The sequence below is a fragment of the Brevibacillus sp. M2.1A genome (assembly GCF_013284355.2).
Lineage (GTDB): Bacteria > Bacillota > Bacilli > Brevibacillales > Brevibacillaceae > Brevibacillus.
Map to the genome: position 1 here is coordinate 3,468,962 of NZ_JABSUY020000001.1, position 20,072 is coordinate 3,489,033.

Sequence of the window (20,072 nt, forward strand, 5' to 3'; positions counted from 1 at the left end):
AGGAGTAAGGAATGGTTTTACGAAAGACAGATCTGAATCCGGTTACGAAGAAATTTGTGGAGGAGTTTATCAGTGCAAGTGATCGAAACAAGCATTTGTACGATCAAATCAATGATTACATTGCAGGCGACACAGACGAATGCCCGGCAATCGTAGAGGACCCGAGGTTTTACAGCTATACGGTTCGATCCGAATTTGACAAGCTGAAAAAACGCGGCGAGGAGCTGGCTTTCTATCGAGCAGCTGTACTGATTTACAAGGCAAGCAACCGTTTTTACGATAAGAAAAATGTGATGGATGAGTGCTTCCTGGATCAGATCGAACTTCAAGGTATGAAGGACATCAGTGATGCTGATATCCGGGCAAAAGATCAGAAAGCATTGGAAGCAATGAGAAAAACGATCGAGCATTTCGGACATGCGTTGTTTGCCGAATTTATGTTAAAAGCCGCGGAGGATTATCGCGTAAGCATCAGCCGTGATTACTCCTCGACATTTGATCGGGCCGAATTTTTGCTATTCATTTCGTATGCGTACTCGATTTCTCCGAGCTTATTGGAGGAAGCAAAAGAAAAGCTAATGCCGAGCTACTATTACCTAGTTACGGGTGATACGCGTGAATATATAAAAGAACTGCATACCATTGCCAAAGAAATCGTGACCATGCAGTTTTCGAGTAACAATTTGCTGACCAACGAGTCGTTGTACCCTTCGTACGTCAAAGAGAAAAAGGCTGCGTTGCGAGAAAAGTATTACCCAGGAGAGCAAGTAAAGGAAGGCTCCCTTTTGAATCAGAAACATTTGAAGCGTTATATGGAGCTAGTCATCAGCTTGCTGTATTTCCGCATTCACGTAAAAGGCGGGACCAGTGCATTCCTGAAGAAGGAAGAGGAGATCGATCGGGAGCTGCACGACACCTTGCAAATCCTTTTTGACATGTTCCCGCTCGATATCTTGGCCGAAGATAAGAGACTGTCTAACCTCGTACACATGGATGAGCCTTACGATCTACTGCTGGGACTTCGCGAGCATTTGCTATCCCCTCCGACCAATTGGGAGCAAGTGAAGCAGCTGGTGCAGGAAGACGTAACGAAATCAAGACGAGCACTGGAGCTTGCTTCGATCCCGATGGTCAAAGGATTTTTATACAAAACGCTGGCGGCAGAAGGCGTGGATCTCTCCAATTTCCAGCCATCTCTGGAAGCGATTATTCAAGACGCGTTGCGTCGTGCAAAGGGATCGACAAAGCTGGCGAACTATCTGGATGACAAAGCAGTACTCGAGGATGTGCTCGAGCATGTGCATCTGGAGGACGTACAACTTGTAAGACAGCAAATGATCCTGCTGAGCTTCTTGCCTGTGGATCATCCGTTTATTGCGCGTCTGATTCCGTTCATGTGCCAATACAAAGACAAGTCCAACCGCAGAGTAGGCCATATGTGCTTCGCTCATGCGTTCCAGGAGCGATTGACCGGTATCATCGATCATTACCGGAAGGACGAAGCTGTAGATATCCAGACGCTGTTCTATCAGATTTTGTCGATCAAGGAGAATCATTATTATTACACAGACGTCAAAGAAGAGGTGTATCGTTCGTTGGTCGTAGCGAATCCGGAAATGAGTCTGGCTCAATTTGATAAGCTGGATACGGAGCTTCGCGTGTTTGTGATGCAAACCCTATTAGCGGCAAAGGAGACGCTGTCAGAAGAATTGCGCAACCAAGCGATTCTGCTCGGGTTGGGTGACAGCTCGAAGAAAGTGAGCGGCCTTGCTGGTGCGGCGTTTCTTCAGGCCAAAGACAAGGAGCTTTATTTGCACGTTTATCAAACCGAGAAAAAAGCAAAGGTTAAAGAAATGGCGCTGGATGCGATTCGCTCCCTGGACAATAACAAGGTCATTTTCCAAGAGCTACTGACAAATGAAAAGAGCAGCAAATTTAAAACGCTGCTGCAAACATTTATCGACGCCGAGGAACAAGGGCCAGATGCGAGCTTGACTCATTTAGGCAACCTGACCGACAAGCGCAAGCTCACACGGATTAAATGGATGCCTCTGGAGCGCATGCCAGTCCTTCGCGACCAAGACGGCAACGAGCTAGGTCAGGAAGTAATGGAGTACATGCTCACCGCCTCAATCGATTTCCCGACAGCGCCAAACCAGTTGGTACTTGACTTGAAACCGTCTCTGCAAGCGGCATCTGTTGCTGACTTTACCACGGAAGTTTTGCGCAGTTGGGTCGATAATGGAGCAGTAGCCAAAGAAAAATGGGTCATGCCGCTTTGCGTTGCTTTTGGAGATCGTCGTATAGTCGATACGCTTGGTCAGTTGATTAAGGAGTGGACAGATCACTCTCGCGGAGCTTTGGCTGCGGATGGCGTACGTGCTCTGTCTTTCTCGAATGATTTGACTGCGCTGCGTCTAATCGACCAGATTAAACGTACGATCAAAAACAGGCAAGTCAAATCAGCCGCAGAAGAGGCGCTGTCTATGGCGGCTGCCAATCAGAACATTTCCGCGATGGAACTGGAAGACCGATTGGTCACGACGCTTGGCTTCGATGCGTCTGGCAAGCAAGTCTTTGACTACGGCGACCGCACCTTCACGGTCAAAGTCAGCAACGAGCTGGAGCTGGAAGTTACGAACGACAGCACAGGAAAAGCGGTCAAAAATCTGCCTGCACCGTCTGCGAAAGACGATCAGGAGAAGGCAGAACAAGCGCGATTGACTTTTGCCCAATTGAAAAAAGACCTGAAAAATATGGTGAAAGTGCAATCTCTTCGTCTGGAGGAGTCCCTGTCCAAATCACGTTATTGGTCAACGGAAGCGTGGAAACGTCTATTTGTGGAGAACGTGTTGATGCAAAAATTCGCAATCGGGCTCATCTGGGGTGTATACGAGGATGGAAAACTCGTAGATACGTTCCGCTATATGGACGATGGGACATTTAACACCGTGGACGAGGATGAGTATGAGTTGGCAGATGAGCAGCTTATTGGCTTGATTCACCCACTGGAGCTGGACGAAGAGACGTTGAACGGCTGGCGTACTCAGCTGGAAGATTACGAAATTACGCAACCGTTCGAGCAGTTGAGCCGTGAAGCGTTCCTGCCAACGGAAGAAGAAATAAAAGCCAATGAATTGCTCCGCCTGCCTGTTGAATCGTATTCACCTACTGCTTTTGCGAAAATGATGGAGAAATTTGGCTGGGTTAAAGGAACCCCGCTCGATGCCGGTTATTATTACGAGTTTTACAAACTGTATGACGGTATGGTGGCTGAGCTGAAAATCAGCGGGGCGAGCATTTCGTACTGGGAAGGAATGGAGGATGTGAAGCTGGAAACGTTGGCTTTCTTTCCAAACAAAGATGCCGAGTACAAGCATTTTTACTTCAAACCAGTGGATCGACTGAAGCTCACTGATATTCCAACACGCATTTTCAGCGAAACCGTCTATGATGTCATGCGAGCAGCAGGAAAATAACGATGGCGGATTTCACATCAGAATTTCATCGGTTTATCGCGCTGTGCAACGAAGAGTATCTGATCAAATACGCGAACAAAGGCATTTACAATCGTTCCATCAAGGAAATGGAAAAAGGAATGTCCGTTTCCTACGAGTTCGGGGACGATTACGTCGAGTGTGCGCTGTCAGATGACAGCGTATGCCGACTTCATGCAGATATTGATCGCTTTTCCTGCTCATGTCCATCAGACAAGATTTGCAAGCATGTTATCATCGCCATCGTCTACTATGCCAAAAACCACTTGCAAGCAGGAGCAGAGACCGGGGAAGAGCTGGAGATTTACAAGCCTGACTTTAGCTGGCTCTTGCAATTGCAGCCGTCTCACATTAGCAAGGCTTTTACCCCAGCACAGCTGGAAGAAGTGCTGTTTCGCCTCGACTATTTCGAGGAGATGGAGGTCGTTGAAACATCCTTCTTAACCATGACATTACGTACCCAAGATATTTCCGTATCTTTTGACAGTGAATCGGAGATCGGGAAGAGCATGTGTACCTGCAAGGCGAAAGGCAATTGCTTGCACAAGCTGGAGGTCATTTTACGCTATCGGGCCATGCATCAGCTACAGGATCGGGAGCAGTTACAAGCATCTGTAACCGATGTCAGCTACGAAACCGATGTCGTAGCGGAAGCCAAATCGATAATCGCAGAGATTCTTGGCATCGGCTTGGCGAAGCTATCCCAAACGATTTGTACACGGCTGGAGCTGCTTGCTATTGCTGCGCATAACGGCAATCTTCCCCGCGTGGAAAAAGACATACGCGGCATTCATGGGGAGCTGAACTTATTTTTTCAGCGTCATGTCAAGTTTTCGACGGAAGCGCTGCTCGACCGACTTTCCCGGGTGTATCTCAGTTTGCTTGCCATAGAGAAGACCGATCACATCGAAGCGAAAAAGCAGCTGCTCGGCAGCTTCAAAAGCAAGTACCATATGGTTCCACAGTTAAGTCTGTATGCATTGGGAGCAAATCCATGGGAGACACGGTCAGGGTACAAGGGGATTACGTATTACTTTTATTCGCTTTCTGATCAGCGCATTTACACGTATACAGAAGCGCGCCCCGTGTATTATGAGGGCATATCGTTTTCCTTTAAGGACAGCTATAAAAGCAAGGTCCCATGGGGCGGGTTGATCTCCATGGAGGAGCTCTCTCATTCACAGGTCATCCTGACACAGGCAAAGACGAATCGGGAGCAGCGCTTGTCTTCCAGTGAAGAGACGCGGCTAACCATCGTTCCCAGGGACAACATTGAAGAGCTGGATCTCGGCAAGGTGCTCGTTTGCGACTGGTCAAGTGACTGGAAGGACGCGGCAGGCGATATGTTTGAAACTGCTTTGGACTCGGTTTTTTTATTGAAAGCGAACAAGTTCAATCAAGTCGATTTTGATCAGAAGTCGCAACAGTTGATTTTGACGATCGAAGACGAGCAAGGTTATTCCCTCCCATTGAGCATCTCCTATCAGGGGGATTTCGCCCGCAATATACGTCATCTGGAGCAAAACAAACGGTTGCTGGAGTTGCGCGATGTGTATTTGCTTGTGCAAAAAATAGGGGATGGGCTTTATCCCATCAGCATCATGCAGGGAAAATCGCTGACGAGCTTCAAGTTAGACCTATAAACGGTGAGGGAGTGGACATAAAATCATGGAGGAGTTATATTCCTTTACCGAAAAGCTAACTGATTGGCAGGAACGCTTGTTACTCAAAGGAATCCATAAACTTGATAAGCAAGATTTGCAGGAATTGAAAAAACTGCAAGAGCTCGCAACCGAATACGATATGAGCTTTCTGGGCTCATTGATAGAAGATCTGCATGTGGAGGGCAATCGCTATTTGCAGGAAGTAAAAGCAGATGCCGAGTTGCTAACGCAGCAGTATTTGTATGTGGTGCAGTACATCAATATGATGAAAAAGCCTTTGACTCGATCATCGTAATAGAGTCCAGTGAAGAAAGAGAGATTCTTGAGGAGTCTCTCTTTTTTGTTTATTTATCAAGTTGTAAAGAAACTGAAAATAAAGGTAAACAAAGTGAAAATACAATGACTGAATATTGTCTAAAATAAAACATGTTTGAATGCTAAAACATTTGCAACAAGAATTGGGGGAACACAGATGAAAAAGAAGAGCTTTTATCACACGCTGATTGCCATGACAATCGCGGTATCTGCGGCATTGGCTGGGTGTTCGTCGGGGCAGGATGCGTCGACTAGCGCCGGACAAGCAGGGGGTACTGCGGAAGCTGGCAAAACAGGGGGAACCCTCGTCATCGCTCGTCTGTCCGATGCGAACAACCTCGATCCACATTTCCTGTCCCAAATCCCTTCTGCAGCAATCGTTCATCACAAAGTATATGAAGGGCTTGTCCGCATGGATAAAGAAAGCAAATACGTCCCATCCCTGGCAAGTGAATGGAAACAGCTCGATGACTTGACATGGGAGTTCAAGCTTCGTCAAGGTGTGACGTTCCATGATGGGGCACCTTTCAATGCGGAAGCGGTAAAAGCAACGATCGCTCGTGTTCAAGACCCTGCCGTTGGCTCCAGTCGGATTAACATGTTTGAAGCAATCAAAGAAGTGAAAGTAGTAGATGAGTACACGGTACAATTTCTACTGAATTACCCGTACTCACCACTCTTGTCTGTTTTGGCGAGTGCAGAGGGAAGCATTATCAGCCCGAAAGCCATTGAACAATATGGAAAAGATTTGAGCAAGCATCCAACCGGTACAGGCCCGTACAAATTCGAAAAATGGACGCCGGGTCAAGAAGTGGTTCTGGTGAGAAACAATAGCTACTATGGCGGTACAACGAATTTGGATAAAGTCGTTTTCAAAACCGTACCAGAAGACACAACTCGCCTTGCCATGGTTGAGACAGGAGAAGTTCAAGTGGCAGAAAACCTGCCTGTGACGGACATCGATCGCGTACAAAATTCTCCATCCATGCAATTGGGTCGATACCCTGGGTTCTCTGTCGACCACATCGGATTGAATACAAAGAAAAAGCCGTTTGATGATGTGCGTGTCCGCCAAGCCATTGCCCACGCCATCGACAAGAAAACCATTATTGAAGGCGTTTACAACAGTGTGGGAACACCAGCTCACTCCTCGATTACACCAGCGATGGTTGGGTACAGCCCGAATGTAAAAGACATTCCGTATGACGTCGAGAAAGCGAAGCAATTGCTCGCAGAGGCTGGTTATCCAAATGGCTTCAAAGCAAAAATCGCGTTGAATGATAACAAAGCACGAATTAGCGTAGCCGAGGTTTTGCAACAACAACTGAAGCCAATCGGTATTGATCTGCAACTGGATGTGATGGAATTCGGGGCGTATATCGAAGCAGCATCCAAAGGGGAGACAGACCTGTTCATGAGTGGATGGGGAAATGCTACAGGCGATGCCGACTACAATCAATCGAACCTGTATCATTCGAAAGCACATGGCGCACCTGGTAACCATTCGTTCTACAACAATCCGGAAGTAGACAAGCTGATTGACGAAGGACGCAGAGAAACAGACGCAGAAAAACGAAAGCAACTCTATGAAAAAGCACAACAAATCGAAATGACTGAAGCACCGCTCATTCCGTTCCGATTCTCTGAGAACCTGGCGGCGATTCAAAAGAATGTACAGGGTGTATGGATTAGCCCTGCAGGCCATATCGAGATTGACGAAGTAACGATTCAATAATACAAGGCGCCGCTGACATGCTTGTGTCAGTGGCGTTTTTGGGTTGAAAAGTAGAACGCCATCCCCTAAGATAGATTATATTTTGTTGACCAGCGTGGAGTGGAGGTGGAATGGCGTGAAGCAAGGAAAAACGAATGCAATGCGGATATTGGATAAAGAAAAAATCGCATACACCATGCTGACATATGCAACGGATGATGGGAAAATCGACGGAATCGCTGTCGCCCAAAAGATCGGTCGCGAAGAGAACGTTGTCTATAAAACTTTGATTTCGCAAGGGACGAGCAAATCATATTATGTGTTTGTCATTCCCGTTGAAGCCGAGCTTGACCTCAAAAAAGCGGCGAAAGCAGTCGGCGAGAAGAAGATCGAGATGATTCCCGTGAAGGAGATCACAAAGGTATCCGGCTATATTCGTGGTGGATGTTCGCCAGTCGGGATGAAGAAATTGTTTCCGACGGTGATTGATCAACGAGCACAATCGCTAGAGTCGATTATCGTCAGTGGTGGAAACATTGGCGTCCAGATCGAGATGGCAGTAGAGGGCTTGTTACAAGCAACGAAAGGCTCCTTGGCAGATGTATCTGCAATCTAAAGCAAAAAGGCCACGGCATTAGCTGGGGCCTTTTTGCTGATTATGGAAAAAGTCCCGTCCAAACTTGGATAGGAGTGTCGCATGAGCAGCAGTTCAATTCACCAGCAAGATAAGGAAGGTGGGCAAGCAGCGTTTTATCCTCAATTGCAAGCGCACATTGGTATAATCCCTGAAGTCCGCTGTCGTTTGTCGTGTCCGGTCTTTTGGTGATGATTGAAAGTCGTTTCGCTTTATCATGAAAAACGGGGTCTTCTTCGTAACCATACAAGATTCCCTCTTCCTCATCTGGCCATATATAGATAGACTGATCGCACGTTGGACACACCGTTACATATTCGTCTCCCGCCGAAAAGGTGAGAAGCATGTTGGCAATGTCTTTTTCCCCACGAAACGCAGCGTCCGCAGCTAGTATGTAGCGCTTCTCTGCATCATGCTCTCCCATCCGTGCTAGGTGAAGAATCGATTCTGTCTTCTCTGTCAAAGAGAGAATGGCCTGTCGGTATTCCCGATAGATATCTCGGATGGTCTCTTGATCCAATAATGGTATCTGATCTCGTAAAAACTCCGATGGTACTTCCAGATGAGGCGCATTTTCGCTACTGGCTTCGAACATGCCGCAGGTTATGAAGATGTCCAACAAAATATCGGGGCTCTCTGTTTTTCGTGCGATCTCAACTAAATAGGGGACCGCAGCATATGTACATGGATAAATCGTATTTTGATGATACAGAAGCTCCCAATACAACTCTTCTTTTTCCTCGGAAAAATAGTCGTGCTGAATATGCTGGATGAGCGCAGGGATGCGATCGGAAAGACCATAAGGACCATGTAGCTTCCCCCATAGAGGACTTGCTAAATCTAGCATAAGAACTTCACCTCTCTTGCTGAAATGTGCCACTATTCCCATATCATAGTAGAACTTTCCGCCTTTCGCTATAATTTGAGAATGATTAGCATATGCGTTGTACAAATCTGTCCCTGCATCCAGAGATGGGGGAGGGGTATGTTCGTCGGTTTCTTCCGCGATATAATAGGAAACTTATTGAGCTTTTCCAGATGCTTGGCAAGCCAAAAATAACGCATACGATCACCTTCATGTATACTTAAGCATAAGCGGAACGAATCGGTAAGCAACTAAAGGAGATCCATACGTAATGAAATCAGATCGAATAAAATTCCCGGCGGGATTTTGGGCGGGATTACAACGACTAGGGATTGCCCCCGACGAGCTCGTTCGCAAAGCGCGCCTGCCGCTCACCATTCTTACAGAACCAGCTGTAGTCACCACTGCCCAATATTTCACAATCTGGCAAGCGTACTCTGATCTAGTTGGTGACATTGCTACTGCAATCGTCACACTTTCAACCAACTTTGAAACGGCACAATACCCACCCACTGTTTTAGCGACCTACCATGCTCGTGACTATCGCGACGCGCTTAATCGAATGGTACGGTACAAACAACTGTGCCCTCCGGAAAGGTTGCGTATAACAGAGGAGGGAGAGCACTGTACAATCGAATTGAAGTGGATGCATAGTGAGCAACCCGGACCACCAGTCTTGGTTGGAACCACGCTCGCCTTTCTTTTAGAACTTGGACGACGGGGCACGGGCAAGCGATTAACCGCACAGTCCGTGGAATTTTCTCATTTGATGGGGGATGTCACTGCTCTTGAAGCTTACTTCGGTTGTCCGATACGGATTGGCACCACCGATAACCGATTAACACTCCATCGCCGGGACCTAGACCGCCTCTTTCTTTCGTATAACAAAGAATTGCTGGAGATATTGACACCTGTATTGGACCGATCATTGGATGAACAGTACAGTCATTCCGTTGCTGAGATGGTCAAGTGGATTTTGAAGAGAGGTCTAACCGGAGGTCGCCTTGATATTCGAGCTGTAGCGAGCGAGTTGGGCATGAGTGATCGTACTTTGCAGCGCAGACTTACGGATGAATGCACAACGTTCAAGCAACTGTTAACAAAGGCACGGCATGAACAGGCACGAGAATACTTGGCTGACCCCAAGCTCGATATAAAAGAAGTGGCTTTTTTACTTGGATATGAGGATCAGAACTCATTTTACCGGGCCTTTCGCCTTTGGGAAGGCGATACACCTTCAAATTGGCGTTCCAAAACTCTCAGGTCAATCCCGTCGTCATAGAATCCGTGACCTAACCCGTTCCTCCCAGGGCTAGCATTTTTACGGTTTCTCATATTTGGCGGGTTCAGCAAGAATTTTGGCGCAGTACGCTAGTTACCCAACGATCCAGAAAAAGTACGATAATCTCTATCCGGAGCACAAGGATGTTCCAAGATGAACTTCTAGTCAAGCTTGCCGTAGATGACAACAAAGGAGACAAGTGTTATGGATATGGGATTAAGGAACAAAACTGCTTTAGTTACTGGATCGACGAAGGGTATTGGGAAAGCAATTGCCATTGAGCTTGCCAGAGAAGGCGTCAATGTCCTCGTAAATGGACGGAATGATCAAGAGGTAGAACGTATCGTAAATGAATTGAAGTCGGAATTCCCGGATACTTCTCCTCAGAATGCTACGGCCGATCTTGTGGATAGGCAGCAAAGAGAAGCTTTATTTGAGAAATATCCCCATGTAGATATTCTCGTTAACAATATGGGTATTTATGAGATCATGTCCTATGAAGACGTTGACGATGAAGTATGGGAAAAATACTTCCGAACAAATGTCCTTGCCGCGAATGGATTATCTAAATTTTACTTGCCTAACATGTTGAAGAACAATTATGGACGAATCATCTTTATCGCAAGTGAAGAAGCGATCATGCCTTCAGGGCAAATGCCTCAGTATTGCATGACGAAGTCGATGCTATTATCACTGTCAAAAAGCCTATCGAAACGAACGGTAGGAACAGAAGTCACCTCCAATACAATCATGCCAGGTCCAACGCTTTCCGAAAATGTCTATCAAATCATTGATCGTTTGTTTTCTGATGATATGGCATTTTCGGAAAAAGAGAAGCAATTTATGGCAGCTAACCTCCCTCAATCCGAGTTACAGCGGTTTATCAAGCCTTTTGAAATAGGCAGGCTGGTAGCATTTGTATCCAGCCCTTATGCAACCGCATTTAAAGGTTCACCAATTCGTATGGACGGGGGCATGGTGCCAACTATTTTTTAAAATACGGAGATCGATACAAAAAGTCCTGATGCATTGTTCATCAGGACTTTTTCTTACTCTTGTTGAAAAGAAGCGAGAATCTCCAGGTAGTGTGCATTGTACATGATGCCGAGGACATTCCCAAATGGATCAAGGACAGAAGCCGTAATGAATCCGTCACCTCGCTGGACCAAAGGTTCGTACTCTCTTGCTCCCATGGATAACAACTTTTCCAGTACGGATTCGATATCGTCGACGTGCCAGTACATCACAGCTCCGCCCGGATCAGGTACCGCTTTAGCAGGTGCGAAACGGCGATCAATGAGGCCTAGCTCGTGCTTGTAGTCGCCAATGCGAAACTCGACATAGGCGAGCTGTCCATCTGGTCCAGAGCGTTCGAAATATGGCGCATAGCCCAGTAGTTCTGTGTACCACTTTTTTGCCGCCTGCACATCATCCGCCCAATAACTGATCGTAGCAAAGCCCCGCAAGGTTTGGGTGTGACTCATCATCATCGAAGTTCCTCCTTAAAATGGATGGTACTTCCGATTATAAGGATCGACTACTGACAACTGTCTGTCAGTAGTTTAACTGTACTTACTCAGCACATCAAAAAACTCTTTCAGAAAATGATAAAAAAGCTTTTCGGAAGGGGGGAGCTCCCGGTTGTTGGGGATGATAATGCCCACTGTTCGCGTCACCAATGGCTCACTTATCGGGATTTTCACTGTCTCACGAGGAACGTTATCCGTTAAGGTAAGCTCTGGCAACAAAGTGACGCCCAAGCCCGCTGCCACCAACCCTTTAATGGCATCGATGTCTTCCCCTTCAAACGCAACTTTAGGAGAAAAGCCCATTTGCGAGCAAGCATTGACTGCGATATTGCGGAGGATGAAACCGGGTGGAAACAACACAAAGGTATCTTCCTGCAATTGACTGAGACGCAAGCTTGGCTGTTTGGACAGCGGGTGCTTCGCGGGCAGGAGTGCCACGATATTTTCAGCGAAAAAGATGTAGCTGCGCACATTTTTTTCCTGAGTGGGAACAGGTCCAAGAAAAGCCAGGTCAATTTCTCCGTTGATGACCGAGCTGATCAATCCCTGATAAGAACCTTGCTTCAATTGAAAGCCGATGTCCGGATACCGAGCCCGAAAACCTGAGATGACCGTCGGAAGGGGATTGGCTGCAAGGCTGCTCGTAAAACCAACACGAATCGTGCCCCTTGACGGGTCAAGGAACTCTTCGATCTTTTCTTTCGCTTTCTCGATTTCGTTCATGGCCATTTCGACGTGCTGCAAAAAGATTTTTCCAACTGCTGTCAGCTTGATATTGCGACCTTCGCGGAGGAACAAGGAAACACCAAGCTCCTCCTCCAAATTGGCGATTTGCCGACTAAGGGCAGATTGGGCGACGTGCAAATGATGTGAGGCTTCGGTGAAATGCTCTCGTTTGGCAACCTCGATGAAGTATTGAATCTGTCGTAGCTCCATGAATACTCCCACCTTACCCATTTATCTCGATTTGAGATAGGTTTTGTATAAATTATATATTGTTTGTATCGTTTCACTCAATCTAAAATGTACATACCAGAGAGAGCAAGGAGAGTGGAGATACATGACGACACAAGGAATGCCTGCTAAGCAAGGTCTGTACGATCCGATTTTTGAACATGACGCTTGCGGAATTGGTTTTATTGCAAATTTGAAATCGAAATCGACGCATGATATGGTCCGGAAAGGTCTGAAAATTCTGTGCCAACTGGAACACCGCGGCGGTCAAGGCAGTGATCCGGAAACGGGAGACGGTGCAGGGATTTTAACGCAAATACCACACGCCTTTTTCAAAAAGACCTGTAAAGAGCTGAATATCACGCTACCGGCGCCAGGCAAATACGGTGTAGGTATGCTGTTTCTTCCGATGAATGAAGCGAAACGCCAAATGTATGAAGATCAGCTGGAGGCGATTGTTGCGGCAGAGGGACAAAAGCTGCTTGGCTGGAGAACCGTTCCTGTCGATTCTACGAAAATTGGCAAGACGGCTGTAGCGAGTCAGCCTTATGTCCGCCAAGTATTTATCGGAGCCAGCTCGAATATACAGGACCAAATGGCATTTGAACGGAAGCTGTACGTCATTCGCAAGCAGGTGGAACAGGCAACAGGTGCTGATTTTTACGCCGCTTCCATGTCATCGCGCACGATTGTCTATAAAGGATTGCTCACACCAGGACAACTGGATGCTTTTTATCTCGATTTGAAAGATAATTCATACACTTCTGCCTTTTCCGTCGTTCACTCGCGTTTCAGCACGAACACATTCCCAACATGGGAGAGGGCGCACCCGAATCGTTATTTGATTCACAACGGGGAGATCAACACCTTGCAAGGAAACATGAACTGGATGATGGCTCGTGAAAAAATGTTCCAGTCCGAGGCGTTTGGTGCTGATTTGGCAAAAGTGGTGCCAGTCATTGATATGGCGGGCAGTGATTCGGCGATTTTGGATAACTGCGTGGAGTTTTTCTCGTTGGCAGGCCGTTCCTTGCCGCATGTCGCGATGATGATGATTCCTGAACCGTGGGATCAGGATGAGCGGATCGACGAAAATAAGAAAGCTTTTTACGAGTACCATAGCTGCCTCATGGAGCCGTGGGATGGTCCAACAGCTATTTCATTTACCGATGGCAGACACATCGGCGCGATTCTCGACCGAAATGGCTTGCGACCAGCGAGATACTATGTGACGTCCGATGATACCATCATTTTCTCATCGGAGGTTGGAGTTCTCGAAGTACCAGATGAAACAATTGTTCAGAAAGGACGGCTGAGTCCTGGACGGATGCTGCTCGTCGACCTCGAAGAAGGCAGAATCGTAGCTGACGAGGAAATCAAGCAAAAAATCGCAAGCGAACAGCCATATCGGGAGTGGGTGAAAAACAACCTGTATGCGATCGAGGATTTGCCGGCAGCAGGTCGCATGGAGGAGCTGCAAGGAGATAGCTTGCTTGCGTATCAAAAAGCATTTGGCTATACACAGGAGGAAGTCGACAAGGTACTTGTCCCGATGGTGGCAGAACAAAAAGATCCCATTGGTTCGATGGGAGTAGACACACCACTTGCGGTACTGTCTGATCGCCCACAGCTTTTGTACCACTATTTCAAACAATCATTCGCCCAAGTCACGAATCCGCCGATCGATGCACTACGAGAGGCTTGCGTAACATCGACCCATACTGTGCTTGGCGCGGAAGGAAATCTGCTTGCACCGGATGCGAGGAATTGCCGCAGAATTCGTTTGTCCAATCCGTTGATCTCCAATCAAGAGCTGGCGAAGCTTCGTGCGAATCCACACCAAGAGTTCAAGGCAAAAACATTGTCGACACTCTTCCCGGCGCAAGGGGGCGAACAGGAGCTAGAGCAGGCACTTGATCAATTGTTCGCTGCGGCAGATGAAGCGATTGCTGCCGGTTACACCTTGCTGATTTTATCTGATCGCGGAATGAATCAAGATTTGGCTGCGATCCCTGCCTTGCTGGCTGGAAGTGGACTTCACCATCATCTCGTCCGCACAGGGACACGTACCAAAGCGAGCATCATCATAGAATCCGGTGAACCGCGTGATGTACACCAGTTTGCCATGCTGATTGGTTACGGTGTCGATGCGATCAATCCGTACGTCGCTATCTCAACGGTAAACCATCTGGCTGTATCGGCTAAGCTGAAGGATATCACAAGCGACGAAGCAGTCGAAGTGTACCTGCAAACAGCCGTAGAAGGTGTCGTAAAAGTCATGTCCAAGATGGGCATTTCGACCATTCAGAGCTACCGTGGCGCACAAATTTTTGAAGCGGTGGGCATTCATTCTGCCGTCATCGATCGCTATTTTAGCCGTACCCCTTCTCAGATTTCAGGGATTGGACTGGATGTGATTGCGCAAGAGACATTGATACGTCATGCGAAAGCATTTTTGCCAGAGCATTCCGAGGAAGCATTGGAGGCAGGCAGCGATTTTCAGTTCCGCCGTGATGGTGAGTTCCACCTGTTCAACCCGAAGACAGTTCATGCCTTGCAAAAAGCTTGTCGGGAAGGCAGCTATGAGCAGTACAAAATTTATGCGGAGCAAGCCACAGCCCAGCAATTCGTAGCCCTACGCCATTTGCTCGATTTCAAGTCCAACCGACAACCGATCCCGCTGAGCGAGGTAGAATCTGTTGACTCCATTGTTCATCGTTTTAAAACGGGGGCGATGTCATACGGTTCTCTCAGCAAGGAAGCGCATGAGACCTTAGCAATCGCCATGAACCGCTTGGGTGCGAAAAGCAACAGCGGGGAAGGCGGCGAGGATTCGGCACGCTACATCATGGATGAAAACGGAGATTTGCGTCGCAGTGCCATCAAGCAGGTCGCATCCGGACGCTTTGGCGTATCCAGTCATTACTTGGTCAATGCCTCTGAGATCCAGATCAAGATGGCACAAGGAGCAAAGCCGGGCGAGGGCGGTCAATTGCCAGGAAGCAAGGTCTACCCGTGGATTGCCGAAGTACGCGGATCGACGCCAGGAGTTGGGCTCATTTCACCGCCGCCTCATCATGATATTTACTCGATTGAGGATTTGGCACAGCTGATTTTTGACTTGAAAAATGCGAATCCACGAGCACGAATCAGCGTGAAGCTCGTATCCAAGGCGGGAGTCGGAACGATTGCGGCTGGTGTGGCGAAAGGTCTTGCAGATGTCATTGTGGTCAGTGGACACGATGGCGGCACAGGCGCTTCCCCAAAATCAAGTATCAAGCACGCAGGACTGCCATGGGAACTCGGTCTTGCTGAGACACATCAGACGCTGTTGTTGAACCAGTTGCGCGACCGTGTTGTTCTGGAAACAGACGGCAAACTGATGACAGGACGAGATGTCGTCATTGCAGCTTTACTCGGTGCGGAGGAATTCGGCTTCGCTACGGCACCACTTGTTTCGATAGGGTGTGTCATGGCTCGCGTATGCCACCTCGATACATGCCCAGTGGGTGTGGCGACACAAAATCCCGAGCTGAGAAAACGGTTTAAAGGCGACCCGCAGCACGCCGTGAATTTCATGCGTCACGTTGCCCGTGAAGTTCGAGAGATCATGGCGGAGCTGGGCTACCACTCTATCGAGTCGATGGTCGGTCAGAGCCATGTCCTGAAGATGAGTGATTCGGCAAAAGAACATTGGAAAGCCAAGCACATTGATTTGTCTGCGCTCTTGTTCCAACCGGATGTCTCCGAGGATGTGGGCCGCTATCATCAGCGCAACCAAGATCACAAGCTCGAAGAAACGCTGGATCGTCAAAAGCTGCTCAAGCTGTGCAAGCCAGCATTGAATAAACAGCAGCAGGTAGAGGCAAAGCTCGCCATCACCAATACGAATCGTGTGGTTGGTACGATCTTGGGCAGCGAGGTAACCAAACGTTTTGGCGAGCATGGTCTGCCGGAGGATACCATCCGCCTGCATTTTACTGGGTCGGCAGGTCAAAGCTTCGGGGCGTTTGTTCCACGTGGGATTACGCTGCATCTTGAGGGAGATGCAAACGACTACGTAGGAAAAGGGTTGTCGGGCGGCAAAATAACGGTCGCACCATCGAAAAACAGCAAATTCGCTCCCGAGCACAACATGATTATCGGAAACGTTGCGTTCTACGGAGCGACCTCTGGAGAGGCGTATATCAACGGGATGGCTGGTGAGCGATTCTGCGTTCGCAACAGCGGCGTGACTGCAGTGGTTGAAGGAGTAGGTGACCATGGTTGCGAGTATATGACTGGAGGACGTGTCGTTGTTCTCGGCCCCGTTGGCAAAAACTTTGCAGCAGGCATGTCAGGTGGTACTGCCTACGTACTGGCCGAGGATAAAGAGAAGTTTGCTGCGATGTGCAATCAGGAAATGGTACTCCTGGAGACACTGGAAGATCAGCGGGAAATCGCTCGAGTCAAACGCTTGCTGGAAAACCACGTCAGCCACACAGGCAGCCGTCATGCACAAGCTTTGCTCAATGAGTGGGAACGTACCGTCCAACAGTTTGTCAAAGTCATTCCAAAAGATTACAAGCAAATTGTTACCACAATGGAGGAGTTAGAGAAATCCGGCATGAAGCGTCAAGAGGCAATATTGGCAGCTTTTGAAATGAGCCAGAAGAAAGGCGATGCCAAAGCATCGAAAAAGAAAGCCCGCGAGCAATCCTTTGTTTCAGTGGGGAAATAAGGAGTTGGCCGATGACTTATTATGTGAGTCGTCGGCTTTTTCTTTTGGTAACCAATGCGACGTGGTAGGGGATTGGGAAGTTTGCTATGATGATGAGTAAAAAGGTAGAGGAGGGATCGCAATGGGCATGTGTGGCAATTACATGATAGCAAATGACGAGATGATCGATTCATGGATTGCAGGAGCGATCGATTTATATGACGTAGAGCTGATAGAAGAGGATATGCTGGATATAGATAAAACCTGGCAAGCCATTCCCTATACTTTGTGCGGAGAATTAATGGATGGAGAGCCTCCCTTTTGCTATGTGGTACCTCTATTAACGGACCAAACAGGTGAATTCGGGGAGTTTGGCGCATTCTATTTACATAGTGAACAGGTAAAAGCAGCGTATGAGGCCATTGCCAATATGTCCGAGTCAGCTCTAAAAGAGAAGTACCATTTTCCTACCTTGGTGGAAAACGATGTGTACCCACTTCACGAGGGAGATGAAGCAGAAGGATTTTTTGCGTACATGTATCATCATTTTCAATCCATTCAAGCATTTTTCAAGCGAGCAGTAGAGCAAGAAAAAGGCCTTATTTTCTACATCAGCTAGTGGAACGAGGTGCAGGTTTGCCCCTGCACCCCATCTTGTCAGACATAGAAGAAGCTTGTTTTATTCGGTTCGGTCTCTATTGGCATCATTATTTGTAGCACCAAACGCGTCATTGGCGTCAGCCGACACATTTTCCCCCATTTTGTTGCCAAGTGCACCCCCGGCAACGGCACCTGCAATGGTACCAAGAGGACCTAAAATAGAGCCTACAGCCGCACCTACAGCCGCACCGCCAACTGTTCCTACAGCTTCACCAGCTCCATTGCCTGTCATGTTCGCTCCGTCGTTGCCAACAGCATCGTTGTGATTGCGTTCGTTGTTCGTAGCCAAGATTGTCACTCCCTCGATTAGTGTTGGGAAGCTCTGCTATATCAAACGTGCAGCCCCAAGGCATAGTGTGTCCCAAACTTATCATTTCATTCCAAAAAAAACCTTCAAGGGTGGTACCCAGATCATGATTCAGTCCATCGTCCATATCGCGCTCGTGGTCAAAGATTATGATGAAGCCATTGAGTTTTATACCAAGAAGCTCCATTTTACCTTAGTGGAAGATACGTATCAGCCAGAACAGGATAAGCGGTGGGTTGTCGTATCTCCGCCTGGTTCTGTTGGAACTACAATCTTGCTTGCAAAAGCATCAAAACCTGAGCAAGAGCCATTTATCGGGAATCAGGCTGGCGGGAGAGTTTTTCTCTTTTTAAACACAGACGATTTTTGGAGAGATTATCATGAGATGGTCGGAAGAGGAATCCAATTTGTGAGAGAGCCAAAAGAACAGCCGTATGGAATGGTGGCAGTCTTTCAGGATTTATACGGCAACCTGTGGGATTTACTGGAGCTGAATGAGGATCATCCGATTGCCAAACGAATGAAGTAGCAAGTTACCCAGCCAGACCAAAAACAGGTCTTACCTCCAACGATATGGATGGAAAGACCTGTTTTTCATTTTGTGCTACACGATATAGGACAGTCCCATGATCAAAATGATTGCCACAACAGAAAGAATGGTCTCCATCACTGTCCATGTTTTAAGCGTGTCTTGCACAGACATATTGAAGTATTCTTTGATCAGCCAGAACCCGGAATCGTTTACGTGGGACAGAATCAGGGAGCCAGAACCAGTCGCCAGTACCAAAAGCTCTGGGCTGGTTCCAGGGATTTGCAACGCGATCGGACCTACGATACCGGCTGCTGTCATCATGGAGACGGTCGCAGAGCCTGTTGCCACACGGATCAGGGCCGCGATCAACCAGCCCAGGAAAATAGGGGAGATCGCAGATGCCGTAGCGAGCTCGGCAATATAGTCACCAACACCGCTGTTCAGCAGTACTTTGTTGAATGCGCCACCTGCACCGATGACGAGCAAGATTGTCGCGGTTGGGGCCAAGCAATCATTTGTGAATTTCAGAATATCGTCTTTCGTAAATCCACGGTTGAACCCGAGCGTCCAGAAGGAAACAATCACGGCAATCAATAGAGATGTAATCGGGCTTCCAATAAAATCAGCCCATTGGCGAATCGTATGTTCTTTTGGCAGAGTTACATCCGCAACGGTTGCAGACAACATCAACAGCACAGGGAGCAAGACGGTGAAAACGGTAATCCCAAAGCCAGGTAAGTCACGCTCTGATTTTGGTTCTGCCAACTGGGAAGCTAGCTCGGGAGAGATGCTGGCCTTGACTCGTTTGCTAATCCAGCTGCCGTAGATCGGTCCTGCAATGATCGCGGAAGGCAGGGCGACAATGATCGAGAGCAGAATCGTTTTACCGACATCCGCCTGGAACAGATCGACAGCGGCCATAGCAGCAGGGTGAGGCGGGACGATCCCGTGAACGATGGAAAGGCCGGCTACGAGCGGAATTCCGATTTTGACAAGGGAGACCCCTGTTTGTCTGGCAATCGTAAACACGAGAGGAATCAAGAGCACAAAACCAACCTGGAAAAATACCGGAATCCCTACAATAAATGCCACGAACATCATGGCCCAGTGCACGTTTTTCTCACCGAAGAGGTTGATGAGCGTACGGGCAATGCGTTCGGCACCGCCAGATTCAGCCATCATTTTGCCAAGCATGGTTCCCAAGGCCAGCACAATCGCGATAAAACCGAGAGTGCCACCCATCCCATCCTTGATTGAATCTACAACTTTTACAAGCGGCATGCCGGATGCGATTCCCACAAATCCAGCGGCCAATAACAGTGCGATAAATGGGTTCAGTTTGAAACGAGTAATGAGAACGAGCAGGAAGACAATGGACAGCAGTGTAATGACGAGTGGCATGATGAACCCTCCCTAGTTG

Annotated in this window: 15 protein-coding genes; 10 read left to right on the top strand and 5 right to left on the bottom strand. The window is 47.9% G+C overall.

Going from position 1 to position 20,072, the window contains the following annotated elements; genetic code table 11:
- Nucleotides 1–11: 11 nt before the first annotated feature.
- From HP567_RS17190 to ybaK, 5 genes are all read left to right on the top strand, one after another.
- On the top strand, nucleotides 12–3,479 hold the full coding sequence (locus HP567_RS17190) for a DUF4132 domain-containing protein (RefSeq protein WP_173609307.1): 3,468 nt from the start codon (nucleotides 12–14) through the stop codon (nucleotides 3,477–3,479).
- A gap of 2 nt (nucleotides 3,480–3,481) precedes the next feature.
- Nucleotides 3,482–5,140: a hypothetical protein gene (locus tag HP567_RS17195; RefSeq protein ID WP_173609306.1), complete on the top strand. Its 1,659-nt coding sequence runs from the start codon at nucleotides 3,482–3,484 to the stop codon at nucleotides 5,138–5,140.
- A 25-nt stretch (nucleotides 5,141–5,165) separates the two neighbouring features.
- Nucleotides 5,166–5,456: a hypothetical protein gene (locus tag HP567_RS17200; protein ID WP_173609305.1), complete on the top strand. Its 291-nt coding sequence runs from the start codon at nucleotides 5,166–5,168 to the stop codon at nucleotides 5,454–5,456.
- Between the two features lie 177 nt (nucleotides 5,457–5,633).
- Nucleotides 5,634–7,211, top strand: coding sequence for a glutathione ABC transporter substrate-binding protein (locus tag HP567_RS17205; protein ID WP_173609304.1), 1,578 nt, complete (start codon nucleotides 5,634–5,636; stop codon nucleotides 7,209–7,211).
- A gap of 115 nt (nucleotides 7,212–7,326) precedes the next feature.
- A complete protein-coding gene (gene ybaK / locus HP567_RS17210; protein ID WP_064199583.1) occupies nucleotides 7,327–7,806 on the top strand; it encodes a Cys-tRNA(Pro) deacylase in 480 nt (159 codons plus the stop codon).
- A gap of 40 nt (nucleotides 7,807–7,846) precedes the next feature.
- Here ybaK and HP567_RS17215 read toward each other — a convergent pair whose 3' ends face one another.
- Nucleotides 7,847–8,671 carry a hypothetical protein gene (locus HP567_RS17215; RefSeq protein ID WP_173609303.1) on the bottom strand — a complete coding sequence of 275 codons (825 nt, stop codon included), beginning with the start codon at nucleotides 8,669–8,671 and terminating at the stop codon, nucleotides 7,847–7,849.
- Nucleotides 8,672–8,960: 289 nt separating this feature from the next.
- On the opposite strand from HP567_RS17215, the gene HP567_RS17220 reads away from it, so the two are divergent.
- Together HP567_RS17220 and HP567_RS17225 are read left to right on the top strand one after the other, a co-directional pair.
- Complete coding sequence (locus tag HP567_RS17220) at nucleotides 8,961–9,971, top strand: helix-turn-helix transcriptional regulator (protein ID WP_173609302.1); 1,011 nt, start codon at nucleotides 8,961–8,963, stop codon at nucleotides 9,969–9,971.
- Nucleotides 9,972–10,175: 204 nt separating this feature from the next.
- Entirely contained in the window at nucleotides 10,176–10,967 is a 792-nt protein-coding gene (locus HP567_RS17225; protein WP_173609301.1) for an SDR family NAD(P)-dependent oxidoreductase, read from the top strand.
- A gap of 53 nt (nucleotides 10,968–11,020) precedes the next feature.
- Here the strand turns inward: HP567_RS17225 and HP567_RS17230 are convergent, their stop codons facing one another.
- Together HP567_RS17230 and HP567_RS17235 are read right to left on the bottom strand one after the other, a co-directional pair.
- Nucleotides 11,021–11,455 carry a VOC family protein gene (locus tag HP567_RS17230; RefSeq protein ID WP_173609825.1) on the bottom strand — a complete coding sequence of 145 codons (435 nt, stop codon included), beginning with the start codon at nucleotides 11,453–11,455 and terminating at the stop codon, nucleotides 11,021–11,023.
- 78 nt (nucleotides 11,456–11,533) lie between these two features.
- The gene (locus HP567_RS17235) at nucleotides 11,534–12,436 is read right to left on the bottom strand and encodes a LysR family transcriptional regulator (protein ID WP_173609300.1); all 903 of its coding nucleotides are present in this window, start codon (nucleotides 12,434–12,436) and stop codon (nucleotides 11,534–11,536) included.
- 124 nt (nucleotides 12,437–12,560) lie between these two features.
- Between HP567_RS17235 and gltB the strand changes: the two genes are divergently transcribed.
- Together gltB and HP567_RS17245 are read left to right on the top strand one after the other, a co-directional pair.
- Nucleotides 12,561–17,174, top strand: a complete 4,614-nt coding sequence (gene gltB, locus HP567_RS17240) for a glutamate synthase large subunit (RefSeq protein ID WP_173609299.1) — start codon at nucleotides 12,561–12,563, stop codon at nucleotides 17,172–17,174.
- 121 nt (nucleotides 17,175–17,295) lie between these two features.
- Nucleotides 17,296–17,772 carry a YfbM family protein gene (locus HP567_RS17245; RefSeq protein ID WP_173609298.1) on the top strand — a complete coding sequence of 159 codons (477 nt, stop codon included), beginning with the start codon at nucleotides 17,296–17,298 and terminating at the stop codon, nucleotides 17,770–17,772.
- A gap of 60 nt (nucleotides 17,773–17,832) precedes the next feature.
- Here the strand turns inward: HP567_RS17245 and HP567_RS17250 are convergent, their stop codons facing one another.
- A complete protein-coding gene (locus HP567_RS17250) occupies nucleotides 17,833–18,111 on the bottom strand; it encodes a glycine zipper domain-containing protein (protein ID WP_370646631.1) in 279 nt (92 codons plus the stop codon).
- A 115-nt stretch (nucleotides 18,112–18,226) separates the two neighbouring features.
- On the opposite strand from HP567_RS17250, the gene HP567_RS17255 reads away from it, so the two are divergent.
- Nucleotides 18,227–18,649, top strand: coding sequence for a VOC family protein (locus HP567_RS17255; RefSeq protein WP_173609296.1), 423 nt, complete (start codon nucleotides 18,227–18,229; stop codon nucleotides 18,647–18,649).
- 75 nt (nucleotides 18,650–18,724) lie between these two features.
- On the opposite strand, the gene HP567_RS17260 is transcribed toward HP567_RS17255, so the two are convergent.
- On the bottom strand, nucleotides 18,725–20,053 hold the full coding sequence (locus HP567_RS17260) for a GntP family permease (RefSeq protein ID WP_173609295.1): 1,329 nt from the start codon (nucleotides 20,051–20,053) through the stop codon (nucleotides 18,725–18,727).
- Nucleotides 20,054–20,072: the final 19 nt, after the last annotated feature.

Coding starts and splice junctions, on each gene's coding strand:
- HP567_RS17190 (WP_173609307.1), top strand. CDS start 12: ATGGTTTTACGAAAGACAGATCTGAATCCGGTTACGAAGAAATTTGTG.
- gltB (WP_173609299.1), top strand. CDS start 12,561: ATGACGACACAAGGAATGCCTGCTAAGCAAGGTCTGTACGATCCGATT.
- HP567_RS17195 (WP_173609306.1), top strand. CDS start 3,482: ATGGCGGATTTCACATCAGAATTTCATCGGTTTATCGCGCTGTGCAAC.
- HP567_RS17230 (WP_173609825.1), bottom strand. CDS start 11,455: ATGAGTCACACCCAAACCTTGCGGGGCTTTGCTACGATCAGTTATTGG.
- HP567_RS17255 (WP_173609296.1), top strand. CDS start 18,227: ATGATTCAGTCCATCGTCCATATCGCGCTCGTGGTCAAAGATTATGAT.
- HP567_RS17200 (WP_173609305.1), top strand. CDS start 5,166: ATGGAGGAGTTATATTCCTTTACCGAAAAGCTAACTGATTGGCAGGAA.
- HP567_RS17205 (WP_173609304.1), top strand. CDS start 5,634: ATGAAAAAGAAGAGCTTTTATCACACGCTGATTGCCATGACAATCGCG.
- HP567_RS17245 (WP_173609298.1), top strand. CDS start 17,296: ATGGGCATGTGTGGCAATTACATGATAGCAAATGACGAGATGATCGAT.
- HP567_RS17220 (WP_173609302.1), top strand. CDS start 8,961: ATGAAATCAGATCGAATAAAATTCCCGGCGGGATTTTGGGCGGGATTA.
- HP567_RS17260 (WP_173609295.1), bottom strand. CDS start 20,053: ATGCCACTCGTCATTACACTGCTGTCCATTGTCTTCCTGCTCGTTCTC.
- HP567_RS17215 (WP_173609303.1), bottom strand. CDS start 8,671: ATGCTAGATTTAGCAAGTCCTCTATGGGGGAAGCTACATGGTCCTTAT.
- HP567_RS17225 (WP_173609301.1), top strand. CDS start 10,176: ATGGATATGGGATTAAGGAACAAAACTGCTTTAGTTACTGGATCGACG.
- HP567_RS17235 (WP_173609300.1), bottom strand. CDS start 12,436: ATGGAGCTACGACAGATTCAATACTTCATCGAGGTTGCCAAACGAGAG.